Origin of the sequence: Streptomyces sp. RKAG290 (assembly GCF_023701695.1) — a bacterium.
In the GTDB taxonomy this organism is placed as follows: domain Bacteria; phylum Actinomycetota; class Actinomycetes; order Streptomycetales; family Streptomycetaceae; genus Streptomyces.
Map to the genome: position 1 here is coordinate 4,594,203 of NZ_JAJOZC010000001.1, position 15,598 is coordinate 4,609,800.

The window sequence follows — 15,598 nt, forward strand, 5'->3', positions numbered from 1 at the left end:
TCGCACAAGCTCGCTGAATAGTGGCAATTCGCACTCTGCGCCGAAGAGGTGCGAAACGGGATCATCCCCCTGGCCAGGGACGGATACTCCCTTCGCGGACCCTCGCGTCGGGCCGGTCCGAAGATGTGCCAGAGTTGCCACGTCCGGGCTTCGAGCACGTACCGTACGGCGAAACAGGCGGTACAGCCGGGACACCGGGAAGGGGCAGCTGGGTTGACCACGCACGCACCGCAGGCGACGCAGTCCGTCACGCTGCCTGCCTCGCTGGACGAGGCCGTGGCGGCACTCGGCGCCATGCCCGCCGCCGTCCCCGTGGCAGGTGGCACGGACCTGATGTCGGCCGTCAACAGGGGACTCCTGCGCCCCTCCGGACTGGTCGGCCTCGGCCGGATCAGTGAGCTCCGCGGCTGGCACTACCAGGACGGCCACGCCCTGCTGGGCGCCGGACTCACGCACGCCCGCATGGGGCGCCCGGACTTCGCCGCCCTCATCCCCGCCCTGGCCGCGTCCGCACGCGCCGCGGGCCCGCCGCAGATCCGCAACGCCGGAACGCTCGGCGGCAACATCGCCACCGCCGCCCCGACCGGCGACGCGCTGCCGGTGCTCGCCGCGCTGGAGGCCGAGCTCGTCATCGCCGGCCCCGGCGGCGCCCGCCGCGAGATCCCGGTCTCCCACCTGCTGGCCGGCCGCGAGATGCTGGAGCCCGCCGAACTGATCGGCTTCGTCCGCGTACCGCTGCTGCACGCCCCCCAGGTCTTCCTCAAGGCGACCGGACGCACCGGCCCCGGCCGGGCCACCGCCTCCGTCGCGATCGTGCTCGACCCGGCCCGGCGCGGGGTGCGCTGCGCGGTCGGCGCCATCGCGCCGATGCCGCTGCGGCCGCTGGAGGCCGAACGCTGGATCGCCTCGCTGATCGACTGGGACGGCGAACGGGGCCTGGCCCCCGACGCGCTGGCCGCCTTCGGCGAGTACGTCGCCGCGGCCTGCATCCCGGACGAGGCACCGCCCGCCGACGGGGGAGAGGCGCCACCGCTGCCCCCCGCCGTACTGCACCTGCGGCGCACCGTCGCCGCGCTGGCCCGACGCGCGCTGGGGAGGGCACTGTCGTGAGCAACGAGGACCACGCCGATCAGCACGGGGGCTGGGAGCCGACCCCGCAGAGCGGCGAGTACGACGCGGACGCGACCGCCTTCGTGCGCCTGCCGCCGGAGGACCTGGCGAACGCCCCGCTGGCCGCACCAGGCCAGGGCTACGTACCGCCGATGATCCTTCCGCTGACCCCCGCCGCCGGGCTCGACCCGGCGGCCACCGGCAACTGGGTCGTCCAGACACCGAACCAGCAGGCCCAGCAGGGGCACGGTGGCGAGGCGGAGCCGCAGGTGCCCGAGGCGGTGCACTGGCCGGACCCGAACCAGCAGCAGTCGCCGTACGGATACCCGCAGCCCGCGCACCGGCCCCAGGACGCCGGGGAGCAGTACCCGGACCGGTACCGCGAGACGCCCGCCGCCACCGGCCAGTGGAACCTCGCCGAATCCCCGGAGCCCGCGGGGCACACCGGACAGTGGACGATCCCGGTCGCCGACGGCGAGCTCCCGGAGGAGTCCGGCGAGTTCTCCGCCTCCGCGCTGGCCGCCGGCTGGTACGCGGACCGGACCCCGCCGGCCACCCTGCCGGGCGGTGCGCCCGCGCCCTGGGCGACGCGGGAACCGGAGCCGGCGGCCGGTCACACCCCGCCGCAGGGGACGGACACCGGCCAGTCGCCGCATCCACCGGCCGACGCCGCGGCGGACGAGCCGGGGGACCGGGAGGACCGGTCCGACGCCGACACCCGGCCCGCGGCCCCGGAGCCCTCCGCGGACGCGCCCGAGACCTCGCCCGAGATCTCGTACGACGCCCCGTCGCAGGCAGCCCTCCAGGAGGACGCACAGCCCCTCGACACGGAGCAGCCCGACGCGGCGGCACCGGACGACGAGGCCACGGAAGCCGAAGCCCTGGTGGGCGCCGAGGCCGTGGGCGCCGACGCCGCGGAGGACGAGAGCGCCGAGGCCGCGCCCGCTGCCCCGCTCGACCTGCCCAGCGAGCACCCCTCCGCCTCCTACCTGCTGCACGTCAACGGCGCCGACCGGCCCGTCACCGACGCCTGGATCGGCGAGTCGCTGCTCTACGTGCTGCGTGAGCGCCTCGGCCTGGCAGGGGCCAAGGACGGCTGCTCGCAAGGCGAATGCGGCGCCTGCAACGTCCAGGTGGACGGGCGGCTCGTCGCCTCCTGCCTGGTCCCCGCAGCCACCGCGGCGGGCAGCGAGGTCCGTACCGTCGAAGGCCTGGCCGTCGACGGTGAGCCGTCCGACGTCCAGCGGGCCCTGGCCCGGTGCGGCGCCGTCCAGTGCGGCTTCTGCATCCCCGGCATGGCCATGACCGTGCACGACCTCCTGGAGGGCAACCACGCCCCAGTGAGCTGGAGACCCGCCAGGCGCTCTGCGGCAACCTCTGCCGCTGCTCCGGCTATCGGGGCGTGCTCGACGCCGTGAACGAGGTCATCGCGGGCCGCGAGGCCGCCGCCGAAGCGGCCTCGGCACCCGCACCGGAATCCACGGAACACGACGAGGCCCGCATCCCGCACCAGGCGGCGCCCGGCGCGGGTAGTGTGCAGGCCCATCTGCAGGACGGAGGCATGGCGTGAGCAACGACGCAGCCACCGCGGCCGGCGCGACCCACACGGCGATCAGCATCCCCTCGCTGGACGGCCCCGGCGGCCTGGAGGGCGAGCAGCCGCTGCTCGGCCTGGGCGCCTCGCTGCCGCCGGCCGACTCCCGGGCCAAGACCGAGGGCACCTTCCCCTACGCCGCCGACCTGTGGGCCGAGGGACTGCTCTGGGCGGCCGTGCTCCGCTCCCCGCACCCGCACGCCCGCATCCTGTCGATCGACACCTCGGCCGCGGCCGAGATGCCGGGCGTACGCGCGGTCGTCACCCACGAGGACGTCCCCGGCGAGAGCGCCTACGGGCGCCGCGTCGTGGACCGCCCCGTCTTCGCCTCCGACCTGGTCCGCCACCACGGCGAGCCGATCGCCGCGGTCGCCGCCGACCACCCCGACACGGCCCGGCTGGCCGCTGCCGCCATCGCCGTCGAGTACGAGGTGCTGGAGCCGGTCACCGACCCGGAGAAGGCCTTCGCGGCCGAACCCCTGCACCCCGACGGCAATCTGATCCGCCACATCCCGCTGCGCTACGGCGACCCGGAGATCGTGGGCGAGGTCGTCGTCGAGGGCCTGTACCGCATCGGCCGCCAGGACCCGGCGCCGATCGGCGCGGAGGCCGGGCTCGCCGTGCCCCGTCCCGACGGGGGCGTGGAGATCTACACCGCCTCCACCGACCCGCACACCGACCGCGACCTCGCCGCCGCCTGCTTCGGCCTGGAACCGGACCGGGTGAAGGTCGTCGTCACCGGTGTCCCCGGCGCGACCGGCGACCGCGAGGACCCGGATTCCAGCTCCCGCTCGGCCTGCTCGCCCTGCGCACCGGCTGCCCGGTCAAACTGGCCGCCACCCGCGAGGAGTCCTTCCTCGGCCACGCGCACCGCCACCCGACCCTGCTCCGCTACCGCCACCACGCGGACGCCGAGGGCCGCCTGGTGAAGGTCGAGGCCCAGATCCTGCTCGACGCGGGCGCGTACGCCGACGCCTCGTCCGAGTCCCTGGCCGCAGCCGTCGCGTTCGCCTGCGGCCCGTACGTCGTCCCGCACGCCTTCATCGAGGGCTGGGCGGTCCGCACGAACAACCCGCCCTCCGGGCACGTCCGGGGCGAGGGCGCGATGCAGGTCTGCGCCGCGTACGAGGGCCAGATGGACAAGCTCGCCACCAGGCTCGGCATCGACCCGGCCGAGCTGCGGCTGCGCAACTCCCTGTCCACCGGCGACATCCTGCCCACGGGACAGACGGTGACCTGCCCCGCTCCCGTCGCCGAACTCCTGCGCGCGGTGAGGGACTTTCCCCTCCCCTCGCTCCCGAAGGACTCCCCGGAGGACGACTGGCTGCTCCCGGGCGGACCCGAGGGCGCGGGCGAACCCGGCGCGGTGAGACGCGGCGTCGGCTACGCACTCGGCATGGTCCACATGCTCGGCGCCGAGGGCACCGACGAGGTCTCCACGGCCACGGTCCGGGTCCACGACGGGATCGCCACCGTCATCTGCGCCGCCGTCGAGACGGGCCAGGGCTTCACGACGCTGGCCCGCCAGGTCGTCCAGGAGACCCTCGGCATCGAAGAGGTCCACGTGGCCTCCGTCGACACCGACCAGCCCCGGCGGGCCCCGCCACGCACGGCCGCCACACCTGGGTCTCCGCCGGAGCGGTGGAACGCGCGGCGAAGATGGTCCGCACCCAGCTGCTCCAGCCGCTGGCGCACAAGTTCGGCATGTCCACCGAACTGCTCCAGATCGCGGACGGCAAGATCACCTCGTACGACGGGGTGCTGTCCACGACCGTCACCGAGGCGATGGACGGCAAGGAACTCTGGGCCACCGCCCAGTGCCGCCCCCACCCCACGGAGCCGCTCGACGAGTCCGGCCAGGGCGACGCCTTCGTCGGCCTGGCGTTCTGCGCGATCCGCGCGGTGGTGGACGTCGACATCGAACTCGGCTCGGTCCGCGTGGTGGAGATGGCCGTCGCCCAGGACGTCGGCCGCATTCTCAACCCGTCTCAGCTGGCCACCCGCATCGAGGCGGGCGTCACCCAGGGCATCGGCGCCGCCCTGACGGAGAACCTCCGTACCGCCCGCGGTCTGATCCGCCACCCCGACCTAACGGGTTACGCGTTGCCGACCTCCCTTGACGCGCCGGACATTCGCATTGTCAAACTCGTCGAGGAACGCGACGTGGTGGCCCCCTTCGGTGCCAAGCCTGCCTCCGCGATCCCGGTGGTGACCTCCCCGGCCGCCGTGGCCGCCGCGGTCCGCTCGGCCACCGGCCGCCCGATCAACCGCCTCCCGATCAGGCCCCAGGCAGCCGTCGCGGTCGCCAAGTCCTGACCGCGGGACGGACGCTGTTCGCCGGATTGCAGCCGCAATCCGGCGCCGCGACCGGTCGGCGCTGCTGCCTACAGTGATCTCCGAAGCTCTTCACGGGGAGGTTGCTGTGCTGCCGATCTATCCGGGGCGGGGTGCGTCGTGGCCCGCCGCCGCCACGCCGGGGCCGGCCGCCCCCGACACCGCCGGCGAACTCGTCACCGAACTCTCGTCGTTCACCGGCTTCCGCGACCGCATCGACGAACTCCTGCGTGACCTGCGGGCATCCCCCGCGGCGCCCGGAAGGCTCGGCGAGGACCCCGTGAGCCGCGGGCGGTTCGGCGGCGGCACGGGCAGCTGGTCCGAGGCGGACGCCCTGCACGGCTCGTACCGCACCGTCGTCGGGGAGCTGGAGCGGCTGTCCCAGCTGCTGTCGGACTCCATGGAGGGCATGGGTACCGCGGTGCTCGACTCCCACCGGGGTTACGCGCACACCGACACGGACGTCCGCGACCGCATGCTCACCGTCAGGAGCGAGGAGGGAGCGGCGCCGTGGGCACGGACTTCGACCGCTTGACCCACGAGGAGATGCTGCGGTGGCTCGACGAGGCCGCCGGCGGCGAGATCCAGGACGCGGCCGACCGCCTGGTGAGCGCGGCGGCGCAGATCCGCAGGATCGCCGAGGACCTGAGGACCCGCCCGCAGCGGGTGGAGTGGAAGGGCGCGGGAGCCGACGCCTTCCGCACCTGGAGCGCCGACCTGGCCAATGCGACGCTGCGCCTGGGGGACTACGGCGAGAGCGCCTCGAAGTGGCTCGCCGAGGCGTCGCGCGCGGTCACCTCCGCCCAGGCGTCGATCCCCCGCCCGCAGACCGGCATCCGGGCGAGCCTCGACGCGGCGGCGGCGACGCGGGACGACCCGGCCGCCTCCGCGGGCGCGCGGCGGTCCGCGGAGACCCTGCTCGCCTCGACGGAGGCCGGCCGGCAGGAGGCGGCGGCGCAGATGCGGAGGCTGGCGCAGACGTACGAGTTCTCGGCGGCGCAGCTCACCGCCCTGGAGAAGCCCGTTTTCCCGCCGCTGCCGCAGGAGGCCGTGCCGGACCGGCAGGGCCCCGACCCGGGCGCGGCCGCGAGCGCACACCTCGGGCGAACCGCCGCCGGCACCACGGTCGGTGTGTCCGCAGCACACGCTCTGCCGCCGCAGCGGGCCGGCGCCGAGGTGCCGGACGGCACGGCGGGGTCTGCCGGGAGCGCGGGCGAGCGCCTCTCCAGGGCGGCCGACCCGGCGGCACGGCCGGCCGCCATGGCCCTCGACGCGTTCGCCCCGCCGCCGGACGCCCCGCCGGCCCCGCCGGACCGCCCGCCGGGGCGATGGACGGCGCGGCCCCCGGCGGCGTGACCGGGCCGGCCGGCGCGGCGGCGCCGGTCCTCGCCGGCGCTCCCGTCACGCAGTCCGCCGCAACGGTTCCGGGCCGGCCGGCCGGCACCCCGCGCCCGGCGGTGACCGATGGGGGCTCACGCCGTTCGGCAACCGCCGTCCCCGCCGAGGGCGGCGGCATCACCGGTGGACGTCCGGTGCCGCCCGCCGCCGGGCGCCCGGCGGCAGCCCTGCCCCGTGGCACGGTGGCCGGCGCCGAGAGCGGGCAGCGGGGAACGCCCGTGGTGCGCGGTCCGGGAACGGGAGCAGCGGGTGCGGGGGCCGGCCGGAGCGGCATCTCCGGCGGCCGCTCACAGCCTCTCGGGGCGACGGGCGCGCGCCCGTTCACCTCCGGCGGCCTGCCGGTGAGCCGGAGCCCGCGCACCGGGCAGTCCCGTGCTGCCGACCGTGACGCGGAGGGGGATCACTTCGTCGAGGACGAGGAGACCTGGCAGTACGGCGACCGGCGCATCGTCCCTCCGGTCATCGGCTGATCCAAAGCGAACCGCCCGCCCCTGCATACCAGGGACGGGCGGTTTCATCAGGAGGCCGTGACCGGAATCGAACCGGTGTAACTCGAGTTGCAGTCGAGCCCCTAAGCCTCTCGGGCACACGGCCGTGCGTTGTTCTTCACCGACCGTAGGCCCCGGGGCCGTGAGGCCAAGGGTGCGGCCGGCCCCGCAACGCGACTGCCATACGGCGTTCATGATCGGCCGGCCGGTCCTACGACCAAGGGAGGAGAGCGGCAGCGACTCGCGACAGGGTTCATCCCGGATTTTGCCCCTTACTCTGGGCGGATGACCGTCCTGGAACCGCGTGACGCCGAGCTCTCGGCCCGCCTCGCAGACATCGATGACCTGGGCGGGGCCGACGTCGCCGCGACGCCGGAAGGGGTGCTCGGGAGGACCTACCGGGCGCTCAGCATCGGCATCGTCTCCGTCGTGTTTCTGATCGCCTTCGAGGCGACCGCCGTGGGGACCGCGATGCCGGTCGCCGCCCGTGAGCTGCACGGCATCCCGCTGTACGCGTTCGCGTTCTCGGCGTACTTCACCACCAGCCTCTTCGCCATGGTGCTGTCCGGGCAGTGGGCCGACCGGCGCGGACCGCTGGCGCCGCTGGCCGCCGGGATCAGCGCCTTCGGGGCGGGGCTGCTGCTGTCCGGGACCGCGGGCACCATGTGGATGTTCATCGCGGGGCGGGCCGTGCAGGGGCTCGGCGGCGGGCTGGTGATCGTCGCGCTGTACGTGGTGATCAGCCGGGCCTACCCCGAGCAGCTGCGGCCGGCGATCATGGCCGCGTTCGCCGCGAGCTGGGTGATCCCGTCCGTCGTCGGGCCGCTGGCCGCCGGGAGCGTGACCGAGCACCTGGGCTGGCGCTGGGTCTTCGTCGGCATTCCGGTCCTGGTGGTCTTCCCGCTGGCGCTCGCGCTGCCCGCGATCCGGCGGATGGCGTCCGGGCCGGCCGACCCGGCGGCGCCCGTCGAGTCCTACGACCGCCGGCGCATCGTGCTCGCGCTGGGCATCTCGCTGGGCGCCGGACTGCTCCAGTACGCCGGTCAGGAACGGAACTGGTTCTCGCTGCTGCCGGCCGCCGCCGGCGTCGCCCTGCTCGTCCCCGCGGTCCGCGGTCTGCTGCCGCCGGGCACCGCCCGGGCGGCCCGCGGGCTGCCCGCGGTGGTGCTGTTGCGCGGGGTGGCGGCCGGGTCGTTCATCGCCGCCGAGTCGTTCGTACCGCTGATGCTGGTCACCCAGCGCGGCCTGTCCCCGACCATGGCCGGGCTCTCGCTCGCCGCCGGCGGCGGGACCTGGGCGCTGGGGTCGTACGTGCAGTCCCGGCCGCGCCTGGAGCCGTACCGCGAGCGGCTGATGGTGGCCGGCATGGTGCTGGTCGCCGCGGCCGTCGCGGCCGCGCCGGCCGTGCTGATCGACGGGGTGCCGGTCTGGACGGTCGCCGTCGCCTGGGCCTTCGGGTGCCTCGGCATGGGTGCGGTGATGGCATCGACGAGTGTGCTGCTGCTGAAGCTGTCGGCGCCCGAGGAGGCGGGCGCGAACTCCGCGGCCCTGCAGATCTCCGACGGCCTCTCCAACGTCCTGCTGCTGGCCGCGGGCGGCGCCGCGTTCGCCGCGCTCGGCGGGGGAGCGGTGGGGGCCGTGCACGAGGCGGTGGAGGCCGGCGGGCAGGGCTCGCATCCCGGAGCGTTCGCGGTGGTGTTCCTGCCGATGGCGGGGGTCGCGGCGGTGGGGGCGTGGGTGGCCACGCGGGTGCGGGAGAACTAGTTGGTACTGGTTTGGCCCCACGCGGTGGTACCGTTTTGGTATGGCCATGAACCTGCGTCTTCGTGACGACCAGACCGAAGCCCTGAAGCAGCGCGCCGAGCAGGAGGGGACGAGCATGCACGCCATACTCCTGCAGGCAGTGGACGACTACCTGGCCAGGACCGCCCAGCAGGCCATCGTCCGCAAGACCGCGAAGGAGCAGGCGGCCAAGTGGGGCGAGCTCATGGAGCGGCTCAAGTGAGCTGCGTCTACCTGACCTCCGAAGACATCCTCGTCATTGCCGAGCACGCCTGCGCCGACATGCAGATCGTGGTCCGCGACGCAGGACTCCTCGAATCGGCCGCCCATCGGCCCTCCGCGGCCATGTTCGGTGAGGAGGCGTATCCCGACGTCGTCGACAAGGCGGCCGCGCTGCTCCAGTCCCTGGCGATCAACCATCCATTGTTCGACGGCAACAAGCGCACCGCCTGGCTGTCGTGCATGACCTTCCTGGCGATGAACGGGGTCGATCTCCGCCCGGACATCGACGCGGCCGAACGCCTGGTCATCGCGGTCGCCACCGGGGAAATGGACGAGGTGAAGGTCATCTCCCAAGGGCTGCGCGACCTGGTCGTCGACCACGTGTGACAGCCGTCGCAATTCCCGGCCGGGCGGCGCAGTCCGAGCTCGTTCGCACCCCGCCCCCCGGTAGGGTGGCCCGGTTGTCGTATCGCGTGCGTGCCCGTCCCGGCCCGTGCGGACAGCACCACACGTACCCGAGAGACCCGAACCGGAGACCGTGACTACTACCGCCTCCCACCACCTCTCACCCGCCTTTCCCGGCCGCGCCCCCTGGGGTACGGCCGGCAAGCTGCGAGCCTGGCAGCAGGGCGCCATGGAGAGGTACATCCAGGAGCAGCCGCGCGACTTCCTCGCGGTCGCGACCCCCGGCGCCGGCAAGACCACCTTCGCGCTCACCCTCGCGTCATGGCTGCTGCACCACCACGTCGTGCAGCAGGTCACCGTCGTCGCGCCGACCGAGCACCTCAAGAAGCAGTGGGCGGAGGCGGCCGCCCGGATAGGGATCAAGCTCGACCCCGAGTACAGCGCCGGCCCCGTGAGCAAGGAGTACCACGGGGTCGCGGTCACGTACGCGGGTGTCGGTGTCCGCCCGATGCTGCACCGCAACCGGTGCGAGCAGCGCAAGACCCTGGTGATCCTCGACGAGATCCACCACGCCGGAGACTCGAAGTCCTGGGGCGAGGCCTGCCAGGAGGCGTTCGACCCGGCGACCCGCCGGCTCGCGCTCACCGGCACGCCGTTCCGCTCCGACACCAACCCGATCCCCTTCGTGGCGTACGAGGAGGGCAACGACGGGATCCGGCGGTCCTCGGCCGACTACACCTACGGCTACGGCAACGCGCTCGCCGACGGCGTCGTCCGCCCGGTGATCTTCCTCAGCTACAGCGGCAACATGCGCTGGCGCACCAAGGCCGGTGACGAGATCGCCGCCCGGCTCGGTGAGCCGATGACCAAGGACGCCATCGGGCAGGCCTGGCGCACCGCGCTGTCGCCCACCGGTGACTGGATCCCCAATGTGCTCAGCGCGGCCGACAAGCGGCTGACCGAGGTCCGCAAGGGCATCCCGGACGCCGGCGGCCTGGTCATCGCGACCGACCAGGAGTCGGCGCGCGAGTACGCCAAGATCCTCCGGAAGGTCACCGGCGAGAAGGTGACCGTCGTCCTCTCCGACGAGAAGGCCGCGTCGAAGAAGATCGACCAGTTCACCGACGACGAATCGCGCTGGATGGTCGCCGTCCGCATGGTGTCCGAGGGAGTCGACGTGCCGCGCCTGGCGGTCGGCGTGTACGCCACCACCATCTCGACGCCGCTCTTCTTCGCGCAGGCCGTCGGCCGCTTCGTGCGCTCCCGCAGGCGCGGCGAGACGGCCTCCGTCTTCGTGCCGACGATCCCGATGCTCCTCGACTTCGCCAACGAGATGGAGGTCGAACGGGACCACGTCCTCGACAAGCCCAAGAAGGGCAGCGACGAGGAGAACCCTTCGCCGAGGAGGACAAGCTCCTCTCCGACGCCGAGAAGCTGGAGGACGAGGAGACCGAGGAGCAGCTGCCCTTCGAGGCGCTGGAGTCCGACGCGGTCTTCGACCGGGTGCTGTACGACGGTGCCGAGTTCGGCATGCAGGCGCACCCCGGCAGCGAGGAGGAGCAGGACTACCTCGGCATCCCGGGGCTGCTCGAACCCGACCAGGTGCAGCTGCTGCTCCAGAAGCGGCAGACCCGGCAGATCGCGCACAGCCGCCAGAAGCCGGCCTCCGAGGCCGATCTGCTGGAGAAGCCGGCCGGCGACCGGCCGGTGGTCACGCACAAGCAGCTGCTGGGGCTGCGCAAGCAGCTGAACACCATGGTGTCGGCCTACACGCACCAGAGCGGCAAGCCGCACGGGGTCATCCACACCGAGCTGCGGCGGGTGTGCGGCGGCCCGCCGAGCGCGGAGGCCACCGCCGGGCAGATCGAGCAGCGGATCAAGAAGGTCCAGGAGTGGGCCACCCGCATGACGTGAGCCCGCGGCAAGGCACGGGCAACGGCCCGGGGAGGGGACAGGAGTCCTCGCCCCGGGCCGTTCCCATGAGCGGGTGCAGCTCCCTCGCGCCCTGCCCCTTCGTCCCCCCGCGAGGCGCGGCGAGCGGCAGAACAACGGAACCGTTCAGAAAACTGGCCGGAATTTGTTCACAGTGAGTTAACGCTGGTTCACGTCCCGTCTACGGAGCGTGGCGAGCGAGTCGCCCGACCTGGACGCGCGTAGATGCGCGGCCGTCGGCCGACGCCTCGCTGACCGGCACTTATGCTCTTCCGGCACAACTGCTTTTCCATAAGCGCCCGGATTCTGGACGAGGTCTTCCGCTCAGCGGACTGGCTCGCTACTGTCCCAAAAATGTGAACGCCCCGTGGCAACGCCGCCGCGGAGCGCAGCCGGTGCCTTGGCCAGGCCGGCGGCCTCTCCGTGCGTCGCCGCTGGGACCGGTGACGCACAACCCGTGGGAACCAGCCGCTGCCGCTCACCAAAGAGGAGAGGGCGTCGTGACCGCGGAGACTTCCCAGACGCTCGACCGGGGACTGCGTGTCCTCAAACTGCTTGCCGACACCGACCACGGCCTGACGGTCACCGAGTTGTCCAACAAACTCGGCGTCAACCGCACGGTGGTCTACCGCCTGCTCGCCACCCTGGAACAGCACACCCTGATACGGCGTGACCTGGGCGGCCGGGCCAGGGTGGGCCTGGGCGTGCTGCGCCTGGGCCGCCAGGTGCACCCGCTCGTCCGGGAGGCCGCGCTGCCCGCGCTGCGCTCCCTGGCCGAGGACATCGGGGCCACGGCCCACCTCACACTGGTCGACGGCACGGACGCACTCGCCGTCGCGGTCGTCGAACCGACCTGGACGGACTACCACGTGGCGTACCGGGCCGGCTTCCGTCACCCGCTCGACCGGGGTGCCGCGGGCCGGGCGATCCTCGCCGCCCGGCAGAAGCCGGTGGGCGAGACCGCCTTCACCCTGACCCACGGCGAGCTCGAAGCGGGCGCGAGCGGGGCGGCGGCCGCGCTGATGGGGGTGACCGGGGTCGAGGGCAGCGTGGGCGTGGTGATGCTCGCGGACGCGGTCCCGGAACGGGTCGGCCCCCGAGTGGTGGACGCGGCACGCGAGGTAGCGGACGCGCTTCGCTAGCGACTGAGACCTTGCCCTCAATCGCCGGAACGGCATCCCCAGCCCGTCCGGCGATTGAGGACGGAACCGGTCAGGGCGGGTGCCCGCCTCCGCACGTGGGCCCCGGCCCCGCGACCCCGGCCCCGTGATCCCGGCCCCGGGCCCCCGCAGGCCCGAACCTCGGCGGCGGCCCCGGCAGGCGGCCGGTTAGATTGGGCGGGTGTTCACACGCCACTCGCGCTCCCGCACCCTCGCCCTCTGCGCCCTCCCCGTCCTCGCCCTCTTCGGCGTGGCCGCCTTCGCGCCGCTGCCGTTCACGCTGGCGCAGCCCGGTACGACGGCGAACGTGCTCGGGGACGACCACGGCGCTCCCGTGATCAGCATCAAGGGCACCCCCACCCGGCACACCACGGGCGAGCTGCGGATGACGACGATCGTGGCCACCGGGCCCGAAGCCGACGTCGGGATCGGTGACGTGGTCGACAGCTGGTTCCGGACGGACCGGGCGGTCATGCCCCACGACTCCGTCTATCCGAGCGGCGGCTCCGAGAAGCAGATCGAGAAGCACAACCTCGACGACATGGTGAAGTCGCAGGACCTGGCCGTGTCCGCCGCCGAGCGGTATCTCGGCAAGCCGCCCGGCTCGGTCGACGTGACCCTGCACCTCGCCGACGTGGGCGGGCCCAGCGCCGGGCTGTTCTTCGCGCTCGGCATCATCGACAAGCTCGACGGCGACGGCTCCGGGGGCGACCTCACCGGCGGCCGCACCATCGCCGGCACCGGCACCATCGCGCCGGGCGGCGCGGTCGGCGCGGTCGGCGGCGTCTCGCTGAAGACCCAGGCGGCCCGCCGGGACGGGGCGACCGTCTTCCTCGTCCCGAAGGCCGAGTGCAAGGAGGCGCACGCCGAGCTTCCGGACGGGCTCAGGCTGATCCCGGTCACGACCCTGAAGGGTGCGGTCTCCTCGCTGCGGGCGCTGGACCACGGGGGCAAGGTCCCTAGCTGCTGACCGCTTCCCCCGCCAGGTCGACGGCCCCCGCCCGGTCGACGCTCCCGGCCGACGGCTCGTCGTCCATCCTCCGCCAGGCCGGGAAGACCAGCGGGCTCAGGGTCGCGACCAGATAGACCGCGCCCATCGCCAGCAGCGCCCCCGAAGCGCCCGCGCCCTCCACCAGCAGGCCCGCCGCCAGACCGCCCACCGGCATGGCCAGCTCGCACCCCGCGGTGAGCGCGCCGGAGACCCGGCTGCGCAGCTCGTCGGGGACGCTGCCGTAGATCACCGTCGTCAGGATCGGGTTCAGGACCCCGCCCGCGACCCCGCTCAGCACCATCGTCACGGCGAGCGGCAGTGTGGTCCCGGTCAGCGCCGCGACCAGGAACCTCGGGGCCCCGCACAGCACCACGCACACGCTGAACACGGCCCGCCGTGAGTAGCGGTGCCCCACTGCCCCGTACAGCAGCGCCCCGGTCAGGCCGCCCGCCCCGAACAACGCGGTGAGCAGCCCGAGATCCCGCGCTCCGCCCAGTTCGGCCGACGCGTGCACCGGCAGCAGGACGGCGTTCCAGCCCTGGTCGGTGCCGTTCATGAAGAGGACTGTCACCACGACGCCCAGCAGCAGCCGGTTGCCGAACAGGTAGGCGTATCCCTCGCGCAGTTCGCGCCGGTAGGTGCGCAGGGAGACCGGCGCCGCGGCCTTCACGGGCTCCGCGGCGCGCACCCCCCGTACCCCCGCAGCGATCAGCGCGGCCGAGGTCAGGAAGGTCGCCGCGTCCAGCAGGAGTACGGTCTCCGCCCCCACCAGGGCGATCAGTACCCCGGCCAGCGCCGCCCCGACCATCCTGGCCCCGCGCGAGACGGCGTCGAAGAGGCTGGCCGCGCGGGCGAGCGTGGTGCCGGCGTGTGCGGCGAGGTCGGGCACCAGGACGTAGCGCGCCGTGTTGCCGGGGGTGTGGGCCAGCCCGTTGACCGCCATCAGCACGCAGAGCGTCCAGAAGGCGAGCGCGTCGGCGTAGTGGAGCAACGGGACCGCGGCGACGGCGAGTCCGCACACCGTGTCGGAGGCGACGGAGACCCGGCGCCGGCCGATCCGGTCGATGACGGGCCCGCCGATCAGTGCGGAGACCACGATCGGGAGGGTCGCGCAGAAGGCGACGACCCCGGCCCGGCCGGCGCTTCCCGTGGTCTCCAGGACGAACCAGGGGACGCCGATCAGGGTGAGTGAAGTACCGGCGGTGGATATCGAGTTGGCGGCCAGTACGGCAGTGAGTGGTACCCGGTTCCGCGTCTTCCCCCCGTCCACCGGCTAGGCCGGTCGGGGTGCGCGGGACGGCATGGCGGAGCGGTCCGGTATCAGGCGCAGGCCCAGCTCGACCATGGTCCAGCCCAGTTGGGTCCGCAGGTCGGCGCGCGGGGCGCGGCAAAGAGCGGCGAGGCGGAAGTCGGCCGCCTGGCGGCGCAGTTCGGCGGAGCGGATGCGGTGCAGCTGAAGGTGCGTGTGGGGATGCATGGGTGGTGGTCCCTTCAGTCGGTCGGGCGGGGGAAGACGTGCAGGTGGGTGCGGACCACCGCGGAGCCCTCGGTGTCCTCCGGGACCCGGTCGCGGTAGCTCTCGACGAGCTCGTGGATCTTCTCCGCCAGTTCCAGGGAGAGTTCGGGCGTGAGACGCACCTTGAAGTCGCTGAGGTCGGAGGAGCGCAGCCACTCCTCGGGCCACTCGTGCATGGTGCCGAGCCAGGTGTTCAGTTCCTGGGTGTGCGTGGTGGCGATCTCGTGCATGACGACGCCCATGGCCCCGCGCACCTCCGGGTCCGGGTCGCGGAGGAAGTCCGCGGTGCGGTCGAACGCCGTGCCCGTGTGGACGGCCTTCCACCACCGCTCGCGCCCCTTGCCGCGCTCCGGGTCGTCCGCCACGAAGCCGTACGAGGCGAGCTGGCGCAGGTGGTAACTGGTGGCGCCGCTGGACTCGCCGAGCCGGTCCGCGAGACCGGACGCGGTGGCCGGGCCGAACTCCCGCAGGGTGTTCAGCAACCGCAGCCGCAGGGGGTGGGCCAGCCCGCGCAGGGTGCGGGCGTTCACCATGTGGAGCTCCGGGGTGCCGGCCGGGGCGCTGTCGCGGCCGGCCTCGTTCTCTGCCATGCCTCCACCATAGAGTTGCAAAGAGACCTTTGCAACCGGTTTTTTGCAACTAGTTCTTTGGAACTCGCGGCCGGCC

At 73.5% G+C, this 15,598-nt stretch carries 12 protein-coding genes, 1 tRNA gene and 3 pseudogenes; 12 read left to right on the plus strand and 4 right to left on the minus strand.

What is annotated here, in order from left to right; genetic code table 11:
- Nucleotides 1-213 precede the first annotated feature (213 nt).
- From LNW71_RS20185 to LNW71_RS20210, 6 genes and pseudogenes are all read left to right on the plus strand, one after another.
- The gene (locus tag LNW71_RS20185) at nucleotides 214-1,110 is read left to right on the plus strand and encodes an FAD binding domain-containing protein (protein ID WP_250969514.1); all 897 of its coding nucleotides are present in this window, start codon (nucleotides 214-216) and stop codon (nucleotides 1,108-1,110) included.
- Nucleotides 1,107-2,680, plus strand: a pseudogene (locus tag LNW71_RS20190) (2Fe-2S iron-sulfur cluster-binding protein). The gene LNW71_RS20185 and the pseudogene LNW71_RS20190 overlap by 4 nt, the downstream one beginning before the upstream one ends.
- A pseudogene (locus LNW71_RS20195) lies at nucleotides 2,677-5,020 on the plus strand (xanthine dehydrogenase family protein molybdopterin-binding subunit). The pseudogenes LNW71_RS20190 and LNW71_RS20195 overlap by 4 nt, the downstream one beginning before the upstream one ends.
- Nucleotides 5,021-5,126: 106 nt before the next feature.
- Nucleotides 5,127-5,573, plus strand: coding sequence for a hypothetical protein (locus LNW71_RS20200; RefSeq protein ID WP_250969515.1), 447 nt, complete (start codon nucleotides 5,127-5,129; stop codon nucleotides 5,571-5,573).
- Nucleotides 5,549-6,394 (plus strand): hypothetical protein, encoded by an 846-nt coding sequence (locus tag LNW71_RS20205; protein WP_250969516.1) that lies wholly within the window; start codon nucleotides 5,549-5,551, stop codon nucleotides 6,392-6,394. The genes LNW71_RS20200 and LNW71_RS20205 overlap by 25 nt, the downstream gene beginning before the upstream one ends.
- A 101-nt stretch (nucleotides 6,395-6,495) precedes the next feature.
- Nucleotides 6,496-6,906, plus strand: coding sequence for a hypothetical protein (locus tag LNW71_RS20210; protein WP_250969517.1), 411 nt, complete (start codon nucleotides 6,496-6,498; stop codon nucleotides 6,904-6,906).
- A gap of 52 nt (nucleotides 6,907-6,958) precedes the next feature.
- Here LNW71_RS20210 and LNW71_RS20215 read toward each other — a convergent pair.
- A tRNA-Cys gene (locus LNW71_RS20215) sits at nucleotides 6,959-7,030 on the minus strand.
- 179 nt (nucleotides 7,031-7,209) lie between these two features.
- Here LNW71_RS20215 and LNW71_RS20220 point away from each other — a divergent pair.
- The 6 genes and pseudogenes from LNW71_RS20220 (at nucleotide 7,210) to LNW71_RS20245 (ending at nucleotide 13,395) form a co-directional block, all read left to right on the plus strand.
- Nucleotides 7,210-8,688: an MFS transporter gene (locus LNW71_RS20220; protein WP_250969518.1), complete on the plus strand. Its 1,479-nt coding sequence runs from the start codon at nucleotides 7,210-7,212 to the stop codon at nucleotides 8,686-8,688.
- Nucleotides 8,689-8,728: 40 nt separating this feature from the next.
- On the plus strand, nucleotides 8,729-8,929 hold the full coding sequence (locus LNW71_RS20225) for a ribbon-helix-helix protein, CopG family (protein WP_073738190.1): 201 nt from the start codon (nucleotides 8,729-8,731) through the stop codon (nucleotides 8,927-8,929).
- Nucleotides 8,926-9,315, plus strand: a complete 390-nt coding sequence (locus LNW71_RS20230) for a type II toxin-antitoxin system death-on-curing family toxin (RefSeq protein ID WP_250969519.1) — start codon at nucleotides 8,926-8,928, stop codon at nucleotides 9,313-9,315. The genes LNW71_RS20225 and LNW71_RS20230 overlap by 4 nt, the downstream gene beginning before the upstream one ends.
- A gap of 151 nt (nucleotides 9,316-9,466) precedes the next feature.
- Nucleotides 9,467-11,247, plus strand: a pseudogene (locus LNW71_RS20235) (DEAD/DEAH box helicase).
- A 518-nt stretch (nucleotides 11,248-11,765) separates the two neighbouring features.
- Nucleotides 11,766-12,407, plus strand: coding sequence for an IclR family transcriptional regulator (locus LNW71_RS20240; protein WP_024489166.1), 642 nt, complete (start codon nucleotides 11,766-11,768; stop codon nucleotides 12,405-12,407).
- A gap of 199 nt (nucleotides 12,408-12,606) precedes the next feature.
- Nucleotides 12,607-13,395: a S16 family serine protease gene (locus LNW71_RS20245; RefSeq protein ID WP_250969520.1), complete on the plus strand. Its 789-nt coding sequence runs from the start codon at nucleotides 12,607-12,609 to the stop codon at nucleotides 13,393-13,395.
- On the opposite strand, the gene LNW71_RS20250 is transcribed toward LNW71_RS20245, so the two are convergent.
- From LNW71_RS20250 to LNW71_RS20260, 3 genes are read right to left on the minus strand one after another with little or no spacing between them, the layout of a single operon-like run.
- On the minus strand, nucleotides 13,385-14,686 hold the full coding sequence (locus tag LNW71_RS20250) for an MFS transporter (RefSeq protein ID WP_250969521.1): 1,302 nt from the start codon (nucleotides 14,684-14,686) through the stop codon (nucleotides 13,385-13,387). The genes LNW71_RS20245 and LNW71_RS20250 overlap by 11 nt on opposite strands.
- 3 nt (nucleotides 14,687-14,689) lie before the next feature.
- A complete protein-coding gene (locus LNW71_RS20255; protein WP_250969522.1) occupies nucleotides 14,690-14,893 on the minus strand; it encodes a hypothetical protein in 204 nt (67 codons plus the stop codon).
- Between the two features lie 14 nt (nucleotides 14,894-14,907).
- Nucleotides 14,908-15,522, minus strand: a complete 615-nt coding sequence (locus LNW71_RS20260; RefSeq protein ID WP_250969523.1) for a winged helix-turn-helix domain-containing protein — start codon at nucleotides 15,520-15,522, stop codon at nucleotides 14,908-14,910.
- Nucleotides 15,523-15,598: the final 76 nt, after the last annotated feature.